21 protein-coding genes and 1 pseudogene are annotated in these 24,718 nt (G+C 35.6%); 9 read left to right on the forward strand and 13 right to left on the reverse strand.

The window, feature by feature from the left end:
* Positions 1–122: 122 nt before the first annotated feature.
* On the reverse strand, positions 123–1,073 hold the full coding sequence (locus tag FD33_RS08200; protein WP_056955893.1) for a DMT family transporter: 951 nt from the start codon (positions 1,071–1,073) through the stop codon (positions 123–125).
* Positions 1,074–1,323: 250 nt separating this feature from the next.
* Between FD33_RS08200 and FD33_RS08205 the strand changes: the two genes are divergently transcribed.
* Both FD33_RS08205 and FD33_RS08210 read left to right on the forward strand, forming a co-directional pair.
* Positions 1,324–2,280, forward strand: a complete 957-nt coding sequence (locus FD33_RS08205) for a LacI family DNA-binding transcriptional regulator (RefSeq protein WP_056955894.1) — start codon at positions 1,324–1,326, stop codon at positions 2,278–2,280.
* A gap of 344 nt (positions 2,281–2,624) precedes the next feature.
* Positions 2,625–4,892, forward strand: a complete 2,268-nt coding sequence (locus FD33_RS08210; protein WP_025085341.1) for an ATP-binding cassette domain-containing protein — start codon at positions 2,625–2,627, stop codon at positions 4,890–4,892.
* A 37-nt stretch (positions 4,893–4,929) separates the two neighbouring features.
* On the opposite strand, the gene FD33_RS08215 is transcribed toward FD33_RS08210, so the two are convergent.
* The 5 genes from FD33_RS08215 to FD33_RS08235 form a co-directional block, all read right to left on the reverse strand.
* Positions 4,930–5,760 (reverse strand): PRD domain-containing protein, encoded by an 831-nt coding sequence (locus FD33_RS08215; protein ID WP_025085340.1) that lies wholly within the window; start codon positions 5,758–5,760, stop codon positions 4,930–4,932.
* Between the two features lie 21 nt (positions 5,761–5,781).
* Positions 5,782–7,233 carry a glycoside hydrolase family 1 protein gene (locus FD33_RS08220; protein WP_025085339.1) on the reverse strand — a complete coding sequence of 484 codons (1,452 nt, stop codon included), beginning with the start codon at positions 7,231–7,233 and terminating at the stop codon, positions 5,782–5,784.
* 2 nt (positions 7,234–7,235) lie between these two features.
* Positions 7,236–9,089: a PTS beta-glucoside transporter subunit IIBCA gene (locus FD33_RS08225; protein ID WP_056955895.1), complete on the reverse strand. Its 1,854-nt coding sequence runs from the start codon at positions 9,087–9,089 to the stop codon at positions 7,236–7,238.
* Positions 9,090–9,303: 214 nt separating this feature from the next.
* Positions 9,304–10,125: an alpha/beta hydrolase gene (locus FD33_RS08230; protein WP_025086361.1), complete on the reverse strand. Its 822-nt coding sequence runs from the start codon at positions 10,123–10,125 to the stop codon at positions 9,304–9,306.
* Between the two features lie 24 nt (positions 10,126–10,149).
* On the reverse strand, positions 10,150–12,114 hold the full coding sequence (locus tag FD33_RS08235; protein ID WP_025086360.1) for a glucose PTS transporter subunit IIA: 1,965 nt from the start codon (positions 12,112–12,114) through the stop codon (positions 10,150–10,152).
* A 409-nt stretch (positions 12,115–12,523) separates the two neighbouring features.
* On the opposite strand from FD33_RS08235, the gene FD33_RS08240 reads away from it, so the two are divergent.
* The 4 genes and pseudogenes from FD33_RS08240 (at position 12,524) to FD33_RS08255 (ending at position 16,106) form a co-directional block, all read left to right on the forward strand.
* Positions 12,524–13,357 carry an EAL domain-containing protein gene (locus FD33_RS08240; RefSeq protein WP_025085867.1) on the forward strand — a complete coding sequence of 278 codons (834 nt, stop codon included), beginning with the start codon at positions 12,524–12,526 and terminating at the stop codon, positions 13,355–13,357.
* Positions 13,335–13,841: pseudogene (locus FD33_RS08245) on the forward strand (hypothetical protein). The gene FD33_RS08240 and the pseudogene FD33_RS08245 overlap by 23 nt, the downstream one beginning before the upstream one ends.
* Positions 13,842–13,850: 9 nt before the next feature.
* Complete coding sequence (locus FD33_RS08250) at positions 13,851–15,176, forward strand: glycosyltransferase family 2 protein (protein ID WP_025085868.1); 1,326 nt, start codon at positions 13,851–13,853, stop codon at positions 15,174–15,176.
* Between the two features lie 240 nt (positions 15,177–15,416).
* Positions 15,417–16,106 carry a M57 family metalloprotease gene (locus FD33_RS08255; RefSeq protein ID WP_025085869.1) on the forward strand — a complete coding sequence of 230 codons (690 nt, stop codon included), beginning with the start codon at positions 15,417–15,419 and terminating at the stop codon, positions 16,104–16,106.
* 38 nt (positions 16,107–16,144) lie between these two features.
* Here FD33_RS08255 and FD33_RS12685 read toward each other — a convergent pair whose 3' ends face one another.
* The 4 genes from FD33_RS12685 to FD33_RS08270 form a co-directional block, all read right to left on the reverse strand.
* Positions 16,145–16,291, reverse strand: coding sequence for a hypothetical protein (locus FD33_RS12685; protein WP_162256986.1), 147 nt, complete (start codon positions 16,289–16,291; stop codon positions 16,145–16,147).
* A 236-nt stretch (positions 16,292–16,527) separates the two neighbouring features.
* Entirely contained in the window at positions 16,528–17,082 is a 555-nt protein-coding gene (locus FD33_RS08260; RefSeq protein ID WP_025085870.1) for a TetR/AcrR family transcriptional regulator, read from the reverse strand.
* A 164-nt stretch (positions 17,083–17,246) separates the two neighbouring features.
* Positions 17,247–17,858 carry a sugar O-acetyltransferase gene (locus FD33_RS08265; protein WP_025085871.1) on the reverse strand — a complete coding sequence of 204 codons (612 nt, stop codon included), beginning with the start codon at positions 17,856–17,858 and terminating at the stop codon, positions 17,247–17,249.
* Between the two features lie 55 nt (positions 17,859–17,913).
* Positions 17,914–19,386, reverse strand: coding sequence for an MFS transporter (locus FD33_RS08270; protein WP_025085872.1), 1,473 nt, complete (start codon positions 19,384–19,386; stop codon positions 17,914–17,916).
* 207 nt (positions 19,387–19,593) lie between these two features.
* Here FD33_RS08270 and FD33_RS08275 point away from each other — a divergent pair, with 207 nt between their 5' ends.
* Together FD33_RS08275 and FD33_RS08280 are read left to right on the forward strand one after the other, a co-directional pair.
* Entirely contained in the window at positions 19,594–21,117 is a 1,524-nt protein-coding gene (locus tag FD33_RS08275; RefSeq protein ID WP_025085873.1) for a Y-family DNA polymerase, read from the forward strand.
* The gene (locus tag FD33_RS08280) at positions 21,117–21,539 is read left to right on the forward strand and encodes a hypothetical protein (RefSeq protein WP_025085874.1); all 423 of its coding nucleotides are present in this window, start codon (positions 21,117–21,119) and stop codon (positions 21,537–21,539) included. Before FD33_RS08275 ends, FD33_RS08280 begins: the two co-directional genes overlap by 1 nt.
* A gap of 37 nt (positions 21,540–21,576) precedes the next feature.
* Here FD33_RS08280 and FD33_RS08285 read toward each other — a convergent pair whose 3' ends face one another.
* Positions 21,577–22,305, reverse strand: coding sequence for an SDR family oxidoreductase (locus FD33_RS08285; protein WP_025085875.1), 729 nt, complete (start codon positions 22,303–22,305; stop codon positions 21,577–21,579).
* 119 nt (positions 22,306–22,424) lie between these two features.
* Between FD33_RS08285 and FD33_RS08290 the strand changes: the two genes are divergently transcribed.
* On the forward strand, positions 22,425–22,766 hold the full coding sequence (locus FD33_RS08290) for a winged helix-turn-helix transcriptional regulator (RefSeq protein ID WP_025085876.1): 342 nt from the start codon (positions 22,425–22,427) through the stop codon (positions 22,764–22,766).
* 31 nt (positions 22,767–22,797) lie between these two features.
* On the opposite strand, the gene FD33_RS08295 is transcribed toward FD33_RS08290, so the two are convergent.
* A complete protein-coding gene (locus FD33_RS08295) occupies positions 22,798–23,475 on the reverse strand; it encodes an ABC transporter ATP-binding protein (RefSeq protein ID WP_025085877.1) in 678 nt (225 codons plus the stop codon).
* 4 nt (positions 23,476–23,479) lie between these two features.
* Positions 23,480–24,538: an FtsX-like permease family protein gene (locus FD33_RS08300; RefSeq protein WP_025085878.1), complete on the reverse strand. Its 1,059-nt coding sequence runs from the start codon at positions 24,536–24,538 to the stop codon at positions 23,480–23,482.
* Between the last annotated feature and the right edge of the window lie 180 nt (positions 24,539–24,718).

Genomic DNA, 24,718 nt, shown 5'->3' on the forward strand with positions numbered 1-24,718 from the left:
GATTAACGGATAGCTGGAACATCACATTCATTTAATGGTGAATAAATCATTTTTACACCTTCTTTTTTGCAATTCAAACATTATATCACTAAAAAAGGCAAATCCATTCTGGATTTACCTTATTAATTATTATTCAATTTTAATTTTGCGTTCATTTTTGCAGGTCGTGTTCTCTCTAAACGAGTCTCATTCGATGACGATCCATCAAATTTAACTGAGATCCAAACACTAGCTAAAATCATGGCTGAACCAATGATAAAGCCAACTGAAATCTGTTCACCGAGCAACAACCAACCTAAAAATGAACCCACAATTGGTTGAATCAAGTAGAACAAACCAGATGAACCGGCACTGACGATTTGGAGGCCACGATTCCACATTACATAGGCTACAGCTGTTGAAACCGCACCGATGTAAAGTAAACTAAGAATAATTGTTGGGTCAGCAAAGTTAATACTTGTAAGTGATGACATATCACTCAAAATAAATGGTGTCAGAGCAACGACTGCTACTACGGTTGACATAATAGTAATTTGTAAAGAACTGTAAGTTTTAACTTTTTTAACTAAGACTGACATCAAGGCCCAAGCGATTGAATCAAGAACTAGGAGCAAAACTCCTAAAATAACATTAGTTCCTGACATCTTCAAACCGACAATCATTACTACTCCAAGAATAGCAATCACTACAGAAAGAACCTTAACTTTATCCAATTTTTCTTTGAGAATCAACCATCCAAAGATAATCATAAATGCCGGAATGGTTGAGGTGATAACCGAACCTGTTTGGGCATTTGATAAACCTGTACCCATTTCTTGAGCAACTAACGAAATGGTATTTCCAATGATTCCGATCCAAAAGATTAATTTCAAATCAGACCAATTGATGTGCCATTTCTCTTTTTTCATTATTGAAAATCCAATTAAGAATACTAATGCGATTAGATATTCCAACCAAACTAGTTGAATTGGATGTACCTCATTCACAATAATTTTTACAACTACAAACATTGCTCCCCAAATAATTGAAGCAATGGTTAAAAACATGGATCCGAGAACCCTTTTAGACTTCATTAGTAATATTTCCCTTCGCTTTGATTTCCTATGAATTCATTGCTACGCTACCCTCGCGAATAGCCGAAATATTACTGCTGTCAACTAACGATAAATACTCACCTTCCTTATGGTTAACACAATTCAGTATAACAACGCTAAATAATAAAACAACCAACCTAGCGTAGTAAACGTTTCCAGGGTAAAATTAACTTCAGAATGTCCGGAAAACGATTAGTATATCTTTATAGATACAGAAAGGTGACACTTAATGACTACTATTTATGACCTAGCAAAAAAGACTGGAATATCAAAATCAACCATCTCTCGAGTCGTGAGTGGCAACGGTTACGTAAGTGAAACTAAACGCAAAATCATTCTTGATGCAATGCATGAAATGAATTACATCCCTAATCAAGTTGCCAAGAATTTACGCAAAAAACGAACAAATACGATTGGATTTCTTACTAAGGAATATTTTCCTTTAGTGGGAGAATTTCTTAATTCATTTACCAAAATTGCTGCAAAACATGGCTACAGCGTCAACGTTTATTTCACCCAAACCGCAGATAAGGAGTTAAAAACTCTTAGATTACTGACAACTCACGCTTTAGATGCTGTTTTCATTCTCACTAGAATCAATTCATGGGATACTATTAGCTCCTATGCAAAATTTGGTCCCATATCGACTTGGCATCGAGTCAATCGTCCTAATATTTATTCTAACTTTATCGATCACTATCCTATCTATTATCATGTGATCGATCACCTTTATAAGAATGGTCATAAGAATATTGGACATGTCTTATCTAGTTTGAGAAATGCTAATACACGAGCCCGAATAAGAGCCATTGATGATTTCAATACTTCTCATCCTGATAGCAATCAAGATTTTCGGCTGTTCTACCATACTCAAACTGGGACTGGTGAAGATGCTGCAAAAAAATGGTTGGCTACTAAAAACCGGCCTTCTTCTGTTATGTTTTACGCTGATTTTGTAGCTGCGGAATTTATCTCCACTTTGCGAAAAAATGGCAAAAAAGTTCCTGATGACTGTCTCGTAGTCGGAAGTGACAACAGTGAAATTGCTCATATGATGAACATGCCTACTATTGATCTTTGTTTTAGAAACCAAGCGCATAACGCTTTTATTTACTTATATAACGAATTGAATCCTGATCGTTTACCTTATGAAAATCAAAATCCACATTGGGTCGATGCTTATTAATTTTTCCAAATTTACACTTGACCTAGGACCAATCCCACATCGTAATATATAAATGTACTAAGGAAGAGGTCATCGTTGTAACATGACTTCCGATAGTTGCAGACAACCATAAGAATAAATACCCCTTTATTCTAAAAATTCAAAAAGTTACTAAGTAAATTAATACCGGCTGCAACTATCAAATCCATTAATATATAAAAAACAATCAGGCATTAATGTATACAGCCAATACATTGATGCCTGATTATTTTTTGTTGAAGTTTTCTTAGTTAAAATCGTCTATTGAATATTTTATGGACTATTTTTATATAATAGAATTATTAAATTTACTGTTGGAGGTTTTTATGACTGATTTATTTGCAGATGGGACTATCTCTATCCATGGAGCTCAAGAAAATAATTTAAAGAATGTTAGTTTGGATATTCCTAAGCATAGAACGACTGTTTTTGCTGGTCTTTCTGGGTCTGGTAAATCTTCTCTAGTTTTTGATACACTAGCAGCTGTTTCTCGACGAGAATTGAACGAAACTTTTCCTAGCTTCACTCAACAATATTTGCCTAAATACGGTCAACCTGAAGTGAACCGAATTGATAATTTACCAGTAGCTATTGTGGTTGAACAAAAACCTATCGGTCGCAATTCTCGATCTACTTTAGCTACTTATACTGGTATCTATTCTGTTTTACGTTTAATGTTTTCTCGAATTGGACACCCTTGGGTTGGTTATTCTGAATGGTTTTCCTTTAACTTACCTCAAGGAATGTGTCCAAAATGCCAGGGTTTAGGTTTTGTTGACGACGTAGATGAAAAGCAATTAATTGATCCTAATAAATCACTCAATGAAGGTGCAATGACTTTTGCCGGCTTTCAACCTGGAACTTGGCGTTGGAAAGAATATGGTAATAGTGGCCTATTCGATTTAGATAAAAAAATTAAAGACTACACTGATGAAGAATATGACTTATTCATGCACGCTCCGCAACAAAAGTTAAAAAATCCACCAGCTGAATGGGGACGTACGGCATTATATGAAGGACTGGTTCCACGTATGCTTCGTTCCGTTATTCACAGTGCTTCTGGTCGTCATCATGAAGCTGCTTTATCAAAGATTGTTACTCGTAAACCTTGTCCAGTCTGTCATGGAACCCGTCTGAACAAAAAGGCTCTAACTAGTAAAATTGCTGGCAAAAATATTGCAGAAGTCAGCGATATGGATTTAGTAAGTGTCCTAAAATTTTTGGATAATATCTCGGATTCCAAAGCTAAAACAATGGTACGTGAACTGCGTAGTAAAATTCAAGCTTTAGTCGACATCGGTTTAGGCTATCTTTCCCTTGGCCGTGGAACTGATACTTTATCTGGTGGAGAAGCTCAACGAATTAAAATTGCCAAATATTTGACGAGTTCCCTGTCTGATTTAGTTTATGTACTCGATGAACCAAGTGTAGGACTCCATCCTCACGATATTAAATTAATTACCCAATCCTTAAAAAAGCTCAAGGAACATGGCAATACAATTATCCTAGTTGATCACAACCCTGCCATTATTTCGACGGCAGATTATGTCGTCGAAATGGGACCACAGGCTGGCAAAAACGGTGGTCAAGTGACTTTTACTGGTACCTACGACGAACTATTACAGTCAGATACGATTACGGGCAAAATGTTGCGAGAAAAAATCACTTTTCCGAAACCTCGTGAACCTCAATCTTGGCTAAATGTTAATCATGTAACTTCTCATAATTTAAAAGACGTATCTGCCAGAATCCCTCAAGGTGTAATGACAGTGATATCTGGACCAGCAGGTTCTGGAAAAAGTACTTTAGTCCAAGCCTTCAAACAACAAGTTTCTGATCAAGACTATATTGATTTGAGTCAGGATTCCGTAGGTTTGAATATTCGTTCAACACCCGCGACTTACTTGAATATTTTAAATCCTCTACGAAAACTTTTTAGTAAAGCCAATAACGGCGTTTCAACACAATTATTTAGTTATAACGGTAAGGGAGCCTGTCCTCGTTGTAAAGGTAAAGGTGTAATGATTACCGAGATGGCCTTCATGGATCCAATCGTTCAGGAATGCGAGTTGTGTCACGGTAAACGCTACAGCCAAGAGGCACTGCAATACACTTATCATGGCAAAGATATTTCTGAAGTTCTCAATCTTTCTATCAACGACACACTCAACTTTTTCAAGGATGTACCAGATATCTACAAGAAAGTTAGTCTACTCCACCAAGTTGGGCTTGGCTATTTAAACCTTAGTCAATCAATGACCACTTTATCTGGTGGTGAAGTACAACGGGTTAAGTTGGCGATGGAATTGAACCACACTGGGCGAATCTACTTCTTAGATGAACCAACTACGGGACTACATCTACAAGATACTCAACGTTTGATTGATTTGTTCGAAGGATTAGTTGACAAGGGTAATACTTTAATTTTGATCGAGCACAATTTAAAACTAATCTCACAAGCAGACTGGTTAGTCGACATGGGTCCCGATGCTGGTAAATTCGGCGGTCAAGTTTGTTTTGAAGGCCATCCTAAAGCTAGCTTAAACGACAAAAACTCTCGAACTGGTGCAGCATTGGCAGCTACAATTTCTTAAAAGCTCAAAAAGACTACTTCATTTGAAGTAGTCTTTTTTACTTGTCTATTCTCTGAATCTGCATTGTCATCAACATTAATTCTTCATCTGTTAACGGTTCACCAAATTTGATTTTTATGTAATCTGAAACTTTTTGAGCTATTTGAAATGCCTGTTCATCCTTACTTTTAACGATAGCAAATATCGCTGGATCATCGTTTTCAAACATATTATCAGCTATTATTCGTTCTATCAAAAATTTAATATGTACGATGCAACGCTGAAAATTGGGTGCCGAATCGTTAATTCCACCTTGAAATTGATATTTAATAATATTAACAATTCGACCAATAATTTGACTAGCTTTCAATGCATCCCGACGATCATCACTACCATTCTCTGCATTAATGATATGAGCGGCAATATTAGATGCCTCTTGATCTGAGAACTTAGTTCCCATTTCTTGATTCAGCAGTTTCACAGCATATGTTCCCACGGAAAATTCTTTAGAATAATAAGTCTTAATTTCCCAATAGACTTTATTTGTTATAACGATTCCATGTTCTTCACGTTCCAAAGCAAATTTTAGATGATCTAGCAAGGAAACGTAGAGTGCGTCGCTTAATTTTGTATTCAAACTGTCAGTAGCATAATTAATGATTTTTTGGGCAATCTCAATTAATTTCGGAGACGATTGAGCAATTGATGTCAAAAGTTGTTCGACGTTGCCATTGCTGACTGGTACGAAAACTTGATTGTAAGAATTACTTTCCAGAGTTGTTCCAGCTTTTTTACCATAACCTATGCCCTTGCCTAAGAGAATAAATTCCTGGTTCTGATCGTTTACAGCTAAAACAACGCTTGAATTCAAAACTTTCTTAATTTTCATCCATATCCCGCCTCCTTGTTTTTAACCTAAATCTTGTCCATTTGTAGCAATAACGTGTTGATACCAGCTAAAGGAATCTTTCTTGTAACGGTTCAAGGTTCCCTTACCTAAGTCATCCTCATCTACGTAAATGAAACCATAACGTTTCGACATTTGTGAAGTCGAGGCGCTGACTAAATCGATTGGGGCCCAACTGGTGTAACCCATCAAATCAACTCCAGAATCCACTGCTTTAATCATCTCACGGAAATGAGCTTTAAAATAGTCAATTCGATACTGATCATGAACTTTCTTATCAACCGTTAAAACATCCTTAGCGCCCATACCATTTTCAACAATAAACAAAGGCTTGTGATATCTATCATACAATTGTAGAAGTGAAATTCTCAAGCCAACTGGATCAACGGTCCAACCCCAATCAGTCGTTTCCAAATGGGGGTTCTTACCACCGACAATTGTATTGCCAGCGGTTAATTCGAGGTTATTCTCATCGTAAGATGAAACCATCGACATATAATAACTAAAAGATACAAAATCAACTGTATTATTTTTCAAAATTTCTAAGTCGTTTGGTTCCATTGCAATTTTAATGTGATGTTTCTTTAAAAAATTCAAAACTAAGGCTGGATATTCACCGAAAACCTGCACGTCCCCAGGGAAATAATTCATCGTATTCTTGTTAAATGATGCTAAAACATCACGTGGATCTGAAGAATTAGGATAATCAGTCAATTTAGTCAACATACACCCTACTTGGCTTCCAGAAATAATTTCGTGACAATCTTTAGTAACTAGAGCTGAAGCAACAAATTGATTATGGAAAGCTTGATATTCATCTTGCAACAAGTTATTTGATTTATCAGGAATAATGCCGGCTGAAGTGAATGGATGACGTGTGACACTGTCAATTTCATTAAAAGTTAGCCAATATTTAACATCGTCTTTAAACTCCTTAAAGCAGGCGTCACAAAATCTTCTAAACATATCAATAACATGCCGATCGACCCAACCATTGTATTTAACAGCCAAATTCAAAGGCATCTCATAGTGGGACAACGTTACTAAAGGTTCAATATTATTCTTATGCATCTCTTTGAAGACATCTTTGTAGTAATCTAAACCTTCTTGATTAGGTTCAGTTTCCTCACCAGTTGGAAAAATTCTTGTCCAAGCAATTGAAATTCTCAATGTCTTAAAGCCCAATTCTCCGAATAATTTCATGTCCTCAGGATAACGATGATAAAAATCGATTCCACGACGTTTAGGATAATATGTTGTATCGTCAGTCTTTATAGCCTCTTGAATACTTTCTGAAGTGACACCAACTTGCTTACTGTAATCTTTCACATCTACTTTAGGCTTGTACATTGCAACATCAGCAACTGATAAGCCTTTCCCATCAACATTCCAAGCACCTTCAACTTGATTAGCGGCAATAGCGCCACCCCACAAAAAATCTTTTCGTAATCCCATTATTAAACTCCTAACTTAGCAATATTCATAACTGGTTGAATCTCTTCATCTTCAGTTTGATTTTTAATTTCAGCGTTGACTGAATAGTCATTTTGATTAGTAACAATCATCATTGTAATTGGGTTGAATCCCGCTTTCTTGATAGCCTCCAAATCAAAAGTTTCCAGCAAATCGCCTTTTTTAATCTCCTGATCTTTCTCCACTTTAACATCAAAGTACTTACCATTTAATTGAACTGTATCCAAACCAATATGGAATAATACTTCAGCACCCGAATTAGTCTTCATGCCTAATGCGTGTTTAGTATCAAAAATCATTTCTACAGTACCATCTGCGGGAGCATAGAGTTTACCTTCACTTGGCACAACAGTAATTCCCTTACCTAACAAACCTTGTGAAAATACGTCATCTGGAACTTCTGACAAAGCTACTACTTTACCAGTAACCGGAGCATCTAATTCTTCTGAAACATTTTCGTTAGATTTAGTGTTTTCGTTACTTTCATCAGTTGATACTTCATTCCTCCATAAGAATAAGCCAGCAACAAATGAAACTGCAAAGGAAATTCCAAATCCAATAATTGCATTAACAATATTCATTGGATTACTTTTATCGACAAACATTGGCAAGCTGGCTAGACCAGGTCCAACAATAGTAAATCCAGCTAGGCCAACAATACCAACATAAGCACCACCAACGACACTACCGATAATTACACTAGTTAAAGCACGTTTGTGTTGGAGAGTAACACCATATAAAGCAGGTTCTGTAATACCAAATAATGCTGATATACCAGCCGAAATAGCTGTAGATCTAAGTGTTGAATCTTTTGTTCTCAAGGCAACGGCAAAACATGTACCGCTCTCAGAAATATTATGTGCTAATGAAGCTGGTAGATAAAGTGCTTCTTTACCGACTGAACTAAAAGTCGTAACAACGTATGGAATCATTGGCTTATGCATTCCTGTAGCAACCATGAATGGAAGAACGCCTGCCAATAGAGCTGTGGCAACCCACCCAAGATGTGTATTAATAAACAAAATAATATTTACAAAATATTGACCAACAACATAGCCCAAAGGTCCTAAGAAGAGCAGTGTAATCGGAGCAGTAATCAACATTGCCATCATTGGTACGAAGAAAATTCTAATTGGTTTTGGAGAATACTTAGTAAAGAATTTCTCCATAATTGCGTATAGAAGAACACTTAAAATTGCAGGAAATACTTGTGAACTATAAGTAACATTCAAAACGTGCATTCCAAATAGCTCTGTACCTTTAGTTAACATCGTTGTAATATCTGGTAAAATCAATACTCCAACAATGGATAAAGCAACTAAGGGATTAACATTTAATTTTTGAGCCGCTGTAACAGCAACTAACAATGGCAACAAATAAAGTGGTGCTCCACCTATTAAATTCAATATTTGGTAAGTTTGACTTTTATCGCTAATCCACCCGAACATTGAAATCAACATAAGTAGGGATTTTAAAATACCACCACCAGCAATTGCTGGAACCAATGGTTGAAACACACCAATAATGAAATCTAATACAACATGTCCAATTGACTGTTTAGATTTGTTTGCTGAAGCATTACCCTTAAAACCTTTTCCCAATACATCTTGAACAGCATCAAACATCTCTACAACATCGTTACCAATGATAACCTGACATTGACCACCAGCGATAACCGCTCCCAACACGCCTTGGACACTTTTAATTTTATCTAAATCTGCCTTATCAAAATCGTTCAAGGTAAATCTCAATCTTGTGGAACAGTGGATCAAAGTATTGATATTATCTTTTCCACCAACATATTTAACGATTTGACTCGCACTATCTTGTATAGCCATTACGTTCACTCCTCTCAGACACGAAAAAAGACAGCACCTAAAAAATTCAGATTTTACTCTGATTCTTTTAGATCCTGCCTGCTTTACCAGTTACATGTCTAATTATTTTCTTAACGGTTATTAATGTAAGCTCTTTCTTAAAAATTGTCAAAAAAACTTTAAAAAAATATCATAACCGACACTACTTGGTATCAGTTATGATATTAACTTATATTTAACCTAGGAATTTCATCATCTGGAGCCAGTTAAAGGCTAATTCAATCCATTTAGCTGTCCAAGAGTTCAAGTATTTCTTTTTACCTGGTTTTTGAGTCACGTACGTCCCAAAGGCCAACCCATGAATTCCGGAACCAAAAAGATGATATTCAACAGGAATATTCAATTCATTCAATCGATCGACATACTTGATTGTATTGACAACTTTTACCAATTCATCAGTCTGCGTCTGCCAAACAAACGCCGGCTTGGATTGTGAATTCACTAGTTCCTGAGCTTTCCACAAACTTTTATCTGCTGTGATTTGATTGAGTACCTTATCATCATTGGGAAAACTACCCTTTACCGTCATATCAATGACTGGGTAACCTAAAATAACGGCTGCATGTTGTCCTTGATACTGGTCCAAGTGATACTTTTGACGCAATTTAGAATTTGTTGCAACGCCGTTATAAGCTGCCACAACATTTCCTCCTGCTGAAAATCCAGCTAGAATTATTTTGTCTTTATCGGTGTGACGTGCTTCTGCTTGCTCAGTAATCCAGTCAATGGTCTTAGACATTTCTTCTAAGGCTCTTGGATAAACTGGTTCATTACCAATTAATTGATATTCCAAAACTACCGCATGCATGCACGAATTAAATCTTAAAGCTATTGGTTCTTCTTCCCTTTGTGAATGGAAGGTAAAACCACCACCTGGGCAAATAATCACTATCGGATAATCAACGTCTTGACCAAAGTCATCGACTTGATCAAGCCAATATCCTTTAACCTTAAAATCGTGATCAGAGATAGTGAGATTATATTGTTTCGTCTCCATATCTTCACGTTCTTCCTTAACTTATTAAGCCATTTTTACATTTAAATTCATCGGATCGGCTTTCTTTGCCAACATTTTGTCGGTAAAACCAAATAGATAAACTAATGCGACTGAGATTACAAGCGTACCATAATGTGAAATCAAATATCCATAGAAATTACTACCGATACCAACACCTGGCGTGATAAAGGCTGGGAATCCAATTAAAGAACCTGATAAGGCATAATTATTAACTTTCAAGAATCCGGTCAAAGCACCACCTAGAGCACTGGCAATACTTGCGACTACAAAGATTCGTTTATATTTCAAATTGACACCGTATAGAGCTGGTTCAGTTACACCGCAAAATGCTGATATTGCAGCGGCTAAAGACACTTCCTTGAGTTTCTTATCCTTAGTCTTTAAGAAGACTGCTAGAACAGCCCCACCTTGAGCAACTATTGTAATTGAAACAATAGCATTGATGTAACTGTGACCATTTGTAGCAATATCGTTGATAATAATAGGAATAAGCCCCCAGTGAAGTCCAAAGATAACCATTGTTTGATAAACACCACCAAGTACCAATCCCGAAAGTGTTGGGCTAAAACTGTAAATAGCTACAAGACCATTTGAAAGACCTTTACTTAAAGCGGTAATGATTGGTCCGACACCAATAATAATTACTAAACTTAAAATTAATGCTTCAATGATTGGAACAAAGACGCTTCTAAGATAAAGTGGAATAATCTTCTTCAAGAATTTTTCCACATACTTACCTAACCAAGCTGCCACAATAATTGGAAAAACTGATGAAGTGTACGAAACCAACGTTGTGGGAATACCTAAGAAGGTCGTGCTGGCAGTACTAGCTTTACTTGCCATAGTTACAAGACTTGGATAAATTATAATTCCACCAACAATAGCTAGAACAATCGGATCTGAACCCAACTTTTTGGCTGCAGTAAAACCTAAAACAACTGGTAAAAAGTAAAAAGTTGCGTCCCCAACTGCATTTAAAATAACATACGTACCACTAGTTGTAGATAATACTCTAAAGCCTGTCAAAGCTGCTAAGATTCCCTTTAAAATACCAGCACCAGCTAGAATTCCAATGATGGGAATCATTGAAGCTGTCAAAACACCAATAAAGTTACTGATACCACTCTTAACCTTTGACCAAATATCCTGAGAGTGATTGGCTTCCTTAGTAGTTTGGGCAACTGCCTCAGCTGTAGCAGAATTGTTCGCATATTCTGAACCAATCTGTGCTATAACGGCGTCATAAACGTCAGTAACAGCCTGTCCAATAACAACTTGATATTGACCACCAGCTTTGGCAACACTAATGACGCCATCCATATTTTCTATTTTTTGATCGTTAGCTTTAGCATCATCCTTCAAATAAAAACGTAATCTAGTAATACAGTGGATCAAACTATTAATGTTTTCAGTTCCACCAACATTCTCTACAATATCAGCTGCTAATTGATCATACTTGCCACTACCAATTTTAGTCTTCTTTTTGACAATTTCATCGATAGAAGCAACAGCTACGGTTGCCCCAGCCTTGACATTCTGGTCAAAATTGCTAGTCAACAATTGCTTTAAAATATCATTACTGTTAGTAATTGCTAGAATGACTGTATTCTGTTTACCAGCATCCGCAATCATTTTTAAATCCATTTTAACAACCGGTTGACCAGCCTCGATCTGATCACCCTGATTTATTAAAACTGTGAAAGGTTCCCCTTTCAATTCAACAGTATCAATACCCAAGTGGACCAAGACATCCGCACCATCTTGAGTTTTGATACCAAAGGCATGTTTAGTTTCTGAAACGAGTGTTACCGTCCCCGTAACTGGTGAAACGATGTCACCATTTGTCGGTTCAATAGCAAATCCTTGTCCCATTAGTCCTTGAGAAAAGACAGGGTCTTTAACCTGAGAAAGCTGTATAAGTTTCCCGTCAACAGGAGCCGCTAATGAAATCAATATTTGATTATTCATAACGTTCAGTCCTTCTTAAAAATAATTCCATTATTTGAGTACGCTTTCATTATATAGAGTACTTTTCTTATAGTCAATATTTATGCGAATAAATTTGTAGAGTAATGACGAACTTATATTTCAACTACTATACATTGGTTAATTTGCTTGTTTTACCAATATGAGAAGCCGTATTGATAATAATTTTATAGTGGTATGCCTATCTTATATAGATATTCCGATATAAAATATGTCATAATCTATATCATTATTTATAATTTATTTTTATAAATATTAACAACAATATACTTTTCGAATTTAATTTTGAATATCAAAATCATTTTTTACTGTCATTTTAAATATAAAACTCCTACATAACGAGATATAATTACATAGTTTGTGTCTTTAATACAGAAGAGGAGGTGCCAAGGTGAACTTAGCTTTTTTAGAAATAATTTTATTACGCCTCACATTAATAACTCTAGTTATTTTTATTATCACTATTGTTATTTATTATTGGAAATCTAGAAAGACCAGCAATAACTATTTAGAAAATAAAAATTTTAATTTAAAGTATTTCATTCAAAAGCAAGTTGATTTTAACGGAAAGATTATCGGCTATGAATGTCTTTTACGCCAACAACATACTGATGGATCATGGTCTCTGCCTGAACAACTTGACTCATTACCTTTACAACGAGTCGTTTTTCTTTTAGAAGATACTTTTAAATCCTTACCTACTGAAAAAATTCGTCTTTCAATTAATCTTGAATACAATCAAATCATTAGTTCAGATTTTCAATATTTCGTTCGCTGGACTATCTCTAAAATCGAACCTATGCAACTTTCCATTGAGTACACTTCCGCTTATGGTCCTAAGCATGTCAATCATTATTTATTTGAAAGCAGAATTAAAAATGCCAAAAAGTACGGTATGGAATTTAGTATCGATAACGTTGGTTCCGAAATGAAAAGTCTCAAACAAATTGAATGGATGTTACCTTTTGTCGATTCAATCAAATATTCCATGTGTAATTTTCGAAAGGAAGATCCAAATGTATGGTTAGATTTGAATTTACAATCATGGAATAAGATCTCTAAAGAAAACAATATCGAATTAATTTTAATGGGAATTGAAAATAAGGATGATGAAGATTTGGCAAAACTCTTAAAAATCAAGACCCGACAAGGATACCTCTTTGGTCATCCTGAAAACCCCAAGAAAATACGAGTAAAAAATGATGTCCAAAAAACAAAAAAATAAACAACAATTATATACTGATGAATACTTTGAAAAGGGCCATTGGTAATTAAAAATTCGCCAAACTTTAATGAGTCTAATTGGATGGTTAGCAGTCATTATTCCAATCGTTATAACGGTTACTTCTTTCTGGGCTAGTTTAAATCCTAAAATCCCTCACATTTGGTCCTATCCAGAAGGAATCTTAGAAATAAAATTTATCGGTGTTATTTTACTTTTCGCTTTTGTCATGTCAGGAATCTTTTCAATCAGCATGACTATTATCCAGAATCGAAAACGTCAAAGGCTGGTTCAACAATGGCCTACCTTTAATCCTATTAATCAAAAAAAGCGTGAAAACACAATTGATACATTTATTGACAAGCGTTTCGGCGACAAAGGATTCCGTGAAAACGTACGAACATATAACGTCCAACCTGAACAGAATCTCGATACCGATGAAATACATAAATTATATGATGAACATCATATTAACGATTTAGATTAGGAGAACAGCATGTACAACATATTTATTGATCATTTGTTTGAATCCACAACTTTAGGAACGATTCTAAATATCTGTCTTCTAATCCTTTGTCTCTACCCTATTACTGGCTCATTCTTGTGGTTCTTTGGAGCAATGTCTTACCGTTTCATCAAAACAGATAAGGAAGACAATACCTGGACAATTATTCCTCCTAATAAACAACCAATGATAACTATAATGATTCCTGCTCACAATGAGGAAGTCATGATTGAAGAAACAATTACTTATCTTTTTGAAAATTTAAATTACACTAATTACGAAATTTTAGTTATGAACGATGGCTCTACCGATAAAACCGCAGAAATAATTCAGCTTCTTCAGGAAAAATACTCTCGTTTACGCACAATCAATATCATCAAAAATAAAGGTAAAGCACATGCTTTCAACATTGGAATGCACTTTGCCAAGGGCGAATATATTTTAAGTAATGATGCCAATACAATTCCTGAACCAGATGCTTTAATGAAATATATGAACTTTTTTATTCATGCACAAGATATGAACACCTCCGCGGTTACTGCCAATATGGACGTTCAAAATCGGACATCTCTTTTGGGTAAATCACAGACAGTTGAATTTTCCAGTATCGTTGGTGTCATCAAACGAAGCCAAAGTTCTATCAATGATTCAATGTACGCATACAGTGGAGCCAATACTCTATACAAAAAGGACTTTCTCATTGATGTTGGTGGTTTTCGCCAAAACCGTGCCACTGAAGATATCAGCATTGCCTGGGATCATCAAACTATCGGTGCTGTACCGAGATTTGCCCCCAATATAGTTTTTCACATGAACGTTCCTGAAACAATCCATGATCTCTACAAACAGCGTAAACGGTGGGCCCAAGGTGGCACAGAAGTTTGGTTAACTAATTTAAAAAAGTTTATTCTTCATCCTATTAAAAGGCGCTATCAAATGTCGATGTTTCTGGACTCAACTCTGTCGATCATTTGGTCATTCTTCTTTGTAATAACCTCATTTGCCTTCATTTTCTTAATGATCTGGTTTGCTGTTCATGGAAATTATGAACGGATCTACCATGCTTTCTCAATTTCTTTTATCTTCGTCAGTTTTGAAATAATCGCTGGTCTACTGCAACTTATTACTGCATTATTGCTCGATCATCATGCAGCAAAATTAAAGTACGTTTTATTTGCTCCGCTATATATTCTTTTCTATTGGATGGTCAATCCGATTACAGTCGTTATGACTTTCATTCCGGCCATGAAAACTATCTTAGGCTTTGGTTCTGGAACTTGGGTCAGTCCCAAAAGGAAAAGTTTACAAAATAAGTAACTTTTTAACACCAAAATAACAGCTTCCATTAAGTATTCGAGACATATGTCATGTACTTGAGTATTACTTAATAGATGCTGCTATTTTTTTATAAATTTAGGAAGAAGGTAATAAATAGAATATTTTTCTAATCTGAAATAAAAGTTATACAAGTCTAAAAAGGGCCAATATTGGACTTTTAGTCACGAAACATTTATCATAACTAGGAAATTTCAATGATTCTAAAGGAGTATTACTTATATGAAACGGAAATCATGGATATGGCTATTGATCTTAGCCTCAGTCGTATTAGTAATCACTAAGAATCCTAAACTGATCTCACAAGTTAAGGAACAAGTTCATGAAACTAATATTAAACTTCAACCTTATCTTTATTCCTTACAGGCATCTGTCGATCGTAAATTAAGTGGCAAGACCAAAACCACCGATAATAAACAAGTCGGCAAAACTACCACTCCTATCGAAAGTCCTTTAAAAAATGTGACAACTTCTGATACTTACTACTTTCACTTTAAAAAGAATGTTCCTCAATCAGTTCGTGATGTATTTACTACCGCTGTTAATACTTATAACGATACTGGTATTGTTCGTTTAATCCCCGGAAGTGCTGAAACTAATAAAAATAGTATTACCTTTTTCATTTATCACAAAAAAATAGAAAATATTGCTTCTAACACTGTTGAATTAGGAAACGGTGGCCCTTCAGCATTAGTGATCAATCACTATGCTATCAATAGCGGTCAAGCCGGCTTGAATCTGGATTATCCTAATTTATCTGTTAAAGAATCAGTCGCACTTCATGAATTAGGTCATGCTTTAGGTTTAGCTCATAGTTCAGATACCAATTCAATCATGTATCCTATTGATCAAGGTGTCACAACTTTATCTAAAGGAGACATCGAAGGTTTAGAAAATATTTATAATCAATAAAAAAATTCCACTAACTCATTTTGAATTAGTGGAATTTTTTACATTTTCTTACTCTTTTTTTCTCTGATACTCTTGATCCAACGTGGCGAATAACCGAATTCTAAAGATATTTCCTGGTTCGTCATATTATCTAATTTGCCTTCACCAATAGCCTCTTTCAAAGCAACTCGATCATACATTTTCATAGGCAACTGTAACTGCGTCCCCCCTAAATAGCTCATATATCTTCAATAAGTTATCTTCTCCAACTATGTCATATAAGGCTTTATACGTCGGATGTAACATATCATAATTTAATTTGCTGCGCATTTGCACTCCCTCCATAACGATGTTTTTTCTAACATCATTAAAATATCAAAAAAATGCACAGCACTAAAAATACATTATACATGTAAGACTACATGCACAATATACTGTGCTTTTAAAGTGAAAGTAACGTTATGTCCAACATCTTATCAAAGCTATCACGCGCCGCTACAAGCTTATTGTCAAATTGACTATTTCCTATGTGAATAATTTCTCCAACAATCAAATCTCGCAACATTCTAGAAATTATTAGTTGTACTTTTTGGTCCTCAATGAGAGAATTCAATAATTTATTTAAAATTTCGAGAATAACCGGAAAACCATCATCTGAAATTTTATCGTCAACATCATTCGCAGGAATACTTAAAATTTTTTGAACTACTAAAAAATGACTCAAAGAAAATTGAACACTGACATTTGCAAAGGCCTTTATTGCGTCCTTACCAGACATTCCTAAGAGATCCACTCGCAATCTTTGTGACAATTGATTATAAAAATCAGCCGCTACAGCACCTTTAATCGCCATTACATCTGGAAAATAATTATAGATAGCCTGCGAACGTGTCCCTAACAACTTACTTAATCTAGTAAAAGTCAGGGATTCTTGATTATTTATAATTTGAACCGCTGCTGCAACAATTTTTTCTTTCGACAAAGTACGTGAAGTCAAAACTTGCCTCCTGCTTATAATTTATAAAGTATAAATTATAATTACGCTGTGTAAATATAATATATCTAATAATCAAATTTAATTCTAGTTAGCTCTGACAAATTCTACAATTAATAACCACTGTTTTTTCAATGGCAAATTTAAATAGATTGAAAAAATATTCCCTAACTCCAGATATCAAGTTTTTCATTTTTGTAAAAATAATCGTGATCATGCGATCCAATCGACCTTAATACTTTACATGGTGTCCCTACTGCTACAACATTTGCTGGCAAATCTTTTGTAACTACACTGCCCGCACCAACAACTGTATTATCGCCAATAGTTACACCGGGTAGAACAGTTACATTAGCACCTAGCCAAACATTTTTGCCAATATGAACCGACTTATTGAATTGATAATGCTTATTTGCTCGCAACGGTGGATAAATTGGGTGCCCTGCAGTCGCAATCGTCACATTAGGACCAAACATTGTATTATCCTCTACAAAAATATCTCCATCATCAACTAAAGTCAGATTGAAATTAGCGTAAATACCATTACCAAAGTGAACATGTTGCCCACCCCAGTTGGCGTAAAATGGGATTTCAATCATACAATCTGTTCCCATTTCAGCAAACATTTCCTCTAATAAATGCGTACGACCTTTGAAATCACTTCTCTTTAAAGCATTGTAAGCATCATTTTTCTCTTGAGCAGCTATTTGCTGTTGCATCAATTTGGGTTCATCTGGATTATAAACTTTTTCTTGCTGCATACGTTCTATATTTGTCATTTAGTCTCTCCACTTGTAAGCGATTACTGCAATTATAACAAAAAAGCTTCATATTCTATGAAGCCTTACAATTTAAGTATTCACGTCTGAAAAGATATAGCAGAATGATAATAACCAAAATAATCAAAATCATGGCCGTCAACATAATACTATGAATCCCTTGGAAAAAGATTTGTCTCATTTCAGGAATCAAATGTTGTGGTAAGTATTTTGCATCAGCAGCATTACTTAGCTTGTTCATCATTGCCATTGTAATACTTCCATGACTCTCTCTAACCCCACGCATCAAAGCAATGTTCAAAATAACTCCGTAGATTGAGGACATAAAAGTTTGACTCAAGATTCTAACTAAATAGGCAAATGAAGTTGAGATCGGCACATCTCGTGCTTCAACGTCAAACTGAACGGCAATCAATAAGGCATTGAAACAAATACCAACACCAAATCCTTCAAAAACACCCATGATTAACAGAAAAGTATAACTAGCGGTTTGTTTTGCAAAATACAATCCAGCAAACGAGATCAAGAAAGCAATTGTCCCGATACCTATGATCGAGTAACGACTAATTTTTCGCTGAATCAGAGGTTCTAACTCGGAACCAATGAAGTTAGCGATTGCTCCGGGAATCTGCGTCATACCTCCTATTAAAGCGCTCAAGCCCATGATTCCTTGTGCCCACATAGGAATATAGATATTGAAGGCTACGAATGAGCCCCACAATAAAGCAAACAGAATCAAATCGATTACTAATTTCTCATTTTTAAATAAACGGTTAGGTACAATTGGATCATCAACCCGATTCTCAACTCGTGACATCCACAATATCAGTAGTAGCCCCACAATGATAAATCCTAATGTGACAAAGATCGAGGAGACACCTAACAATTGAATTCCTACCAAAATTGAAGACAATCCCAGAACCATCAGGATGGCACCGTGATAGTCAACTTTGGCATGATTAAGATTTTCTTTGATTTTAAAGAAGAAAGCAATAATGATGATAGAAAGCAATGCTAACGGTAAGTTAATATAAAATACCCAATGCCAGCTGAAAGTATCAACGATCCAGCCACCTATTAAGGGACCGATAATTGATGTTCCACTGAAACCAGCTGAGGCAATTCCAATAACTTGCGAACGACGTTTAATATTCTTAAAAATTTGTGAATAGATGATAAAAGGAATTGTGTTCATCCCTCCGGCACCAATTCCCATGACACTTCTAGCGGTGATAAACCAAATAATGTTAGGAGCTAATCCTTGGAATAGCGCCCCTATCATGAAGACAATTGTCGCCGTAATATAAGCAACTTTATTTCCACATTTCTCACCAAATTTACTCCATAACGGTGTCGAAACGGCCATCCCCAAAAGAAAAATTGCAACGATCCAGCCCATATACTGAATACCATGCAAATCACTAATGATTGCTGGCAAGGCAGTATTAATAATAGTTGCATCAAGTCCAGCCATCATATTCGACAGAACTAACGCGAACGTAACCAGAATTTTTCTATTCCTACTCATATCCTTACTTCTTTCCCCTACAAATTCCATAAAAAATAAGACCCACACAATGTGCAATGTCTTACTTTCATAGCGTATAAATATGATATTTACTGAAAATAATTATCTACCTTTCAATTATAAACTTAATCGTTTAAACGTACAAATTGTAATGGTATAATCGTAAAAAGAACATACGTTTGGATATATTTAAAGAGGTGACTGGCAATGACTAAGGAAAGAACTTATATGGCAATTGATTTGAAATCGTTCTACGCTTCAGTTGAATGTATCGCTCACGATTTAAATCCTTTAAACGATAATTTAGTTGTTGCGGACAACTCAAGAACTGATAAAACCATCTGCCTAGCAGTCTCTCCAGCTCTCAAAAAATTCGGTGTACCAGGACGGCCTAGACTGTTTCAAGTTGAAAGAATGGTCTACAAACTTAATCGAGAAAAAATGAATAATGCTCCCCATCACAGTCTAACTAGGTATTCTTCTATCGACCGCCAACACTTATTGAAATCACCAACTCTCAAAATTGGCTATAAAGTGGTTAAACCAAGAATGAATTTTTACATGCAAAAGAGTGCTGAAATTTACGGCATTTATCTACGTTTTATCGAAGCCAAAAATATCCATGTCTATTCAATCGATGAGGTTCTAATGGATGTTACTGATTATCTAGAGCAACACGACATCACAGCTCACATATTAGCAAAAACGATTATTCAACAGATACAAACTGAAACTGGAATTACGGCTACCGCTGGTATTGGCACCAATCTTTATTTGGCTAAAGTAGCGATGGATATTGTAGCTAAACACATCCCTGCTGATCAAGACGGCGTTAGAATTGCTCAAATGAATGAACATCAATATCGTCAACTGCTTTGGGCTCATCAACCTCTAACTGATTTTTGGCGTATCGGTCGTGGTTACTCTAAACGTTTAGAGAATTTAGGACTGAAAACAATGGGTGATATTGCTCGTTGTTCTCTAGGAAGCTTGTCAGACGATATGAACGAAGAAATCCTCTATCGTGAATTCGGAAAGAACGCTGAATTATTGATCGACCATGCTTGGGGTCATGAAACAACCACTCTCACCGATATTAAGAATTACCATTCTGACAATCATGGACTTTATTCCAGTCAAGTTCTAATGAAGCCAACATCCTATGATGACGGTTTAAAGATTGTTCGTGGCATGAGTGATAATCTAGCTCTCGATTTAGTTCAAAAAAAATTAGTAACTAATTGTGTTGGTTTGATCGTCAATTACGATATTAAAAGCTTGCAGATCGACAACAGTTTCAATGGTGATCTAGTTGATGATTATTATGGTCGCAAAACCCCTAAGCCAGATCACAACCACGTTAAAATGTCTGCCTTCACTTCTTCATCTAATGAACTACGTCAGATTTTCAAAAAGCTTTATGAAGACAACATTAACAGTAAATTACTAATTCGACGTGTCACCCTCACTGCTAATAATTTAACTGATGAAAAATTGGCCCAACAACAAATAACTTTTAAACAGACGGATTTGTTTTCCAATACTTCAAAGGAAATTATTCAAGATAGGCATTCCCAAATCAAACGCAATCGCGATCGTAAAATTCAGGAAACTATTCTGGATTTACAAAAGAAGTTCGGTAGTCGCAACATTATCTTAAAAGCTTCTGATCTAGTAGAAGGTTCAACTACAATTGAAAGAAACAATCAGATTGGAGGTCATCATGCTTAATGGACGAAAAAAAACTGATTGAGCAGCAAATATTTAACGATACCTCTGCATATCAAGACATTATGGACCTACCTTATAGTCCTTCTAAACGTCATTTACCAATGGAACAGATTGATCGTGCTGCACAATTTGCACCTTTTAGTGCTTTAGAAGGTTTTAGTGGTCTCATTAAAGAAAAAACTAAGGACTATACTCGTAAAAAATACTCCACTGTAACTGAAGAAAAGCATATTACGAAACAATTAAACTATTTGCACACGCACCATTTAAGGGTAGATGTGAATTATTTCAATGAAGAATCCGGTTATTATGAGCATCTCAAAGGTTACCTTCAAAAAATTGAACCACAAAAAGGTCGAGTAACTTTCGACAAAACTTCTATCATCATCGTCAATATCCGTGCCATTAAATTAGCGCAGTAAAAAAGCCTCGAACTTTTATAATCGAGACTTTTTTACTCTATGAATCTTGACGTGTAGCCGCAATATCAACTTCACGAATATTAACTTCTTGAGGCATGTCATACATAAACTTGACTGTTTCAGCAACATGCTTAGGATCAAGTACTACTCCACCCATGGTTTCTTCCCAAGCAGCATAATCCTTCAAAGCTGATTTACTTGTCACATGTGTTAACAATTCTGTTTCAGCGGCACCTGGAGCTACCATCATGATACGAACGTTTTTAGCAGAGTTTTCTTCACGAATAGTTTCAGACAAGCCATGAACACCAAATTTGGAGGCTACATAAGCAGCATGATTAACAAATGTTTTCTTACCAGCAATTGATGACATATTCAAAATTGTACCGTGTTTGCGTTCACGCATGTCATTTAAAACAATTTGCGTACCATTCAGAACACCCATAACATTAGTGTCCAACATTGTTTGCCATTCTTGCGGATTTTGATTTTGAACATTTCCTAACAGCATGACACCGGCATTATTGACCAAAAGGTCAGTTTTACCATATTTAGTTTCAGCTTTGCGAACGGCCTTTTCAAATTGTTTATAGTCAGTAACATCAACCGAATCAAGCATGACGTTTTCCATACCTGTAGCTACTTCTTGAAGTTTTTCCATTCTACGTCCTAGTAGCAACAATGGAAACCCATCAGCATTAAAAATTTTAGCAATTTCAGCACCAAAACCTGAACTTGCACCTGTTATTACAACTAATTTTTTCATATTTATATCCTCGATACTTAAAAAGATTTTTTCAACGCTTTAAAGTATAATTGCAGGTATTATGAACAACAAGTACGCACTTTCAGGTTACTAGCTGTGGAAAACTAAGAGGGAAACTTATGGCAAAATATTTAAACGAGTTTGATGCCACTATGCAAATGATTCAAGGAAAATGGAAAATCATCATTCTCTATGAATTAGCCGAAACTGGTCAGGGTCGCTTTGGTGAATTACAACGACATATTCAAAATGTTTCACATAAAACATTAGCTAATCAACTACGCGAACTGGAAACTGACGGACTCATTATCAGACATGACTTTAAAACTGCTGAACCACACGTTGAATACCATTTAAGTGAAAACGGTAAATCCCTGATTCCTATCTTGGATGCCATCTGTACTTGGGGTGATACTCATGTTGATCACAATTTAATCGAACGATCTTTGTGTGACGAATAAAAAGCCCCAACCAAATCGGTTGAGGTCCTTTTTATCCCTTTTTCTGTTCCGTTAAGGTACCATCTCGCATAACGAATACCCGATCGGTCGGCGTTAACAAACGTGTATCATGGGTAATCATAATCACACCTCGATGATATTCATGAGCAATCTTAGCTAATAAACTTACCACTTGGTTAGCTCTTTCTGAATCCAAACTAGCCGTTGGTTCATCCGCTAAAATCACGTCAGGATTATTATATAAAGCTCTGGCAATTGCAGCGCGTTGACGTTCACCACCAGATAAATTGCTAGGATAATTAGTTGCTACATCAGTCAGATCTAGCATTTTTAACAAATCAGCCTGATTCATTGTCTCCCTATGGCTGGAGGTAAATTTATCAACTAATTTGAATTGTTCTTTAACTGTCAAAAAGGGAATCAAATTGGATGCCTGTAAGATAAAACCAAACTTATTAAAACGTAAGTCGGTTTTCTTTTTAGAACTCAACTTAGTAACATCTTTTCCACCGACATAGATTTCACCGGAGGTTGGTGTTTGCAATAGTCCCAAAATGGTTAATAACGTCGTTTTACCAGAACCAGATGGTCCAATAATAGCGTTGAATTCACCTTCATCGAGGGTAAAATTAGTTTTATGTAATGCTTCGACTAAGGTTCGACCTGAACCGTATTGTTTAACTACATCTTTAACTTCAATTAAATGCATAAGTTTAACCCCCTTCGATAGCTGATAATGGATCGATTTTCAAAACTTTACGCATTGATAGAGTTCCACCTAATAGCGCCATGACCATAATTGCTAAGGTCAATAATCCATATGCTGGCCAATTACTGTAGAACGGCACTGTCTTTGGTAATCCCAACTGAGTTGCGGCAATCGCTACTAAGGCCAAACCAGCTCCAAGTGCGGTTAAAATCAAAATCTGATAGAATAACGCCGCTATGATCCGAGCTGTTCTGATACCTTGGGCTCTCATGACACCATAGAGACTAATCTTTTGAATCGTTATGATGTACATGAAAATTCCAATAATCAAGAAAGTAATAATAATCATTGCACCTATCATAAAGGCAAAGACCATAATTTGTGCCGTATATCCTGGAATATGATTAATCAAATCAGGAATCGTAATTTGTGACAATCCTGATTTTTTAATCTTGGTCTTATCACGAATTACTAAGGCACTGATATTCTTTGCTTGATTCGAACCGTACTTCAAAGTTCTAAAAGTATTCATATTAGTAAAGATGATTGGTACCGTGAAGAAACTATTATCCTCGGTCAAACCAACAACCTTGTAGAGATCTTTACTGCCATTGATCTTTATCTCAGAATTAAGCTTAATATTATCATTTTCCAATTTTGAATCAGCAATGACCTCTTTACCATTCTTCGGCATTCGACCAGCCGTCAATTTGGGACTGATAAAACTATTCCAGTTTACACCGAAAATGTTGGTATTAATTTTCTTATCTGACCCTTTAAGTTTTGTAACGACTGTCATCTGACCAACCGGTACAACATTTTTACTCTCATAGTCCTTATAAGAACTTTCGGGAATATTTGACACTGTCAAACTTTTATTAGAATAGCTTGAAACAACTACAGATTCGGCATTCCATTGATCGACTGCCGTTCTATTTCCCCTTGCCAATCCTACAGCTAAACTAGTTAGAAAAAAAACCATATAACTGATTAGAAAGACTGTGAAAACAACCAAGAAATATCTTGTTTTATTGTGGAGAATTTCCTTTATCGCTAAAAACATATTCTCACCACCATTTCACTTAATTAACGTTTGATAAACGAAATCACAATATAAATATATCCCATCTATTTTTATAGAACTAACGTTGAAGTAAGCCTACCACTAGAAAATTTTTAGCACAATTTATTTAATTTGGTAGATTGCAACAATTAATCGAATTTTTCGGACAAGTCACCAAAG

The sequence above is a fragment of the Companilactobacillus paralimentarius DSM 13238 = JCM 10415 genome, assembly GCF_001434985.1.
GTDB lineage: Bacteria > Bacillota > Bacilli > Lactobacillales > Lactobacillaceae > Companilactobacillus > Companilactobacillus paralimentarius.

What these genes read in the sequence shown, in the direction of transcription:
- FD33_RS08255 (WP_025085869.1), top strand. Translation starts at nt 15,417, where the DNA reads ATGAAACGGAAATCATGGATATGGCTATTGATCTTAGCCTCAGTCGTA.
- FD33_RS08280 (WP_025085874.1), top strand. Translation starts at nt 21,117, where the DNA reads ATGGACGAAAAAAAACTGATTGAGCAGCAAATATTTAACGATACCTCT.
- FD33_RS08250 (WP_025085868.1), top strand. Translation starts at nt 13,851, where the DNA reads ATGTACAACATATTTATTGATCATTTGTTTGAATCCACAACTTTAGGA.
- FD33_RS08270 (WP_025085872.1), bottom strand. Translation starts at nt 19,386, where the DNA reads ATGAGTAGGAATAGAAAAATTCTGGTTACGTTCGCGTTAGTTCTGTCG.
- FD33_RS08300 (WP_025085878.1), bottom strand. Translation starts at nt 24,538, where the DNA reads ATGTTTTTAGCGATAAAGGAAATTCTCCACAATAAAACAAGATATTTC.
- FD33_RS08275 (WP_025085873.1), top strand. Translation starts at nt 19,594, where the DNA reads ATGACTAAGGAAAGAACTTATATGGCAATTGATTTGAAATCGTTCTAC.
- FD33_RS08200 (WP_056955893.1), bottom strand. Translation starts at nt 1,073, where the DNA reads ATGAAGTCTAAAAGGGTTCTCGGATCCATGTTTTTAACCATTGCTTCA.
- FD33_RS08230 (WP_025086361.1), bottom strand. Translation starts at nt 10,125, where the DNA reads ATGGAGACGAAACAATATAATCTCACTATCTCTGATCACGATTTTAAG.
- FD33_RS08210 (WP_025085341.1), top strand. Translation starts at nt 2,625, where the DNA reads ATGACTGATTTATTTGCAGATGGGACTATCTCTATCCATGGAGCTCAA.
- FD33_RS08285 (WP_025085875.1), bottom strand. Translation starts at nt 22,305, where the DNA reads ATGAAAAAATTAGTTGTAATAACAGGTGCAAGTTCAGGTTTTGGTGCT.
- FD33_RS12685 (WP_162256986.1), bottom strand. Translation starts at nt 16,291, where the DNA reads ATGAAAATGTATGATCGAGTTGCTTTGAAAGAGGCTATTGGTGAAGGC.
- FD33_RS08205 (WP_056955894.1), top strand. Translation starts at nt 1,324, where the DNA reads ATGACTACTATTTATGACCTAGCAAAAAAGACTGGAATATCAAAATCA.
- FD33_RS08215 (WP_025085340.1), bottom strand. Translation starts at nt 5,760, where the DNA reads ATGAAAATTAAGAAAGTTTTGAATTCAAGCGTTGTTTTAGCTGTAAAC.
- FD33_RS08235 (WP_025086360.1), bottom strand. Translation starts at nt 12,114, where the DNA reads ATGAATAATCAAATATTGATTTCATTAGCGGCTCCTGTTGACGGGAAA.
- FD33_RS08265 (WP_025085871.1), bottom strand. Translation starts at nt 17,858, where the DNA reads ATGACAAATATAGAACGTATGCAGCAAGAAAAAGTTTATAATCCAGAT.
- FD33_RS08290 (WP_025085876.1), top strand. Translation starts at nt 22,425, where the DNA reads ATGGCAAAATATTTAAACGAGTTTGATGCCACTATGCAAATGATTCAA.
- FD33_RS08225 (WP_056955895.1), bottom strand. Translation starts at nt 9,089, where the DNA reads ATGGCTATACAAGATAGTGCGAGTCAAATCGTTAAATATGTTGGTGGA.
- FD33_RS08220 (WP_025085339.1), bottom strand. Translation starts at nt 7,233, where the DNA reads ATGGGATTACGAAAAGATTTTTTGTGGGGTGGCGCTATTGCCGCTAAT.
- FD33_RS08295 (WP_025085877.1), bottom strand. Translation starts at nt 23,475, where the DNA reads ATGCATTTAATTGAAGTTAAAGATGTAGTTAAACAATACGGTTCAGGT.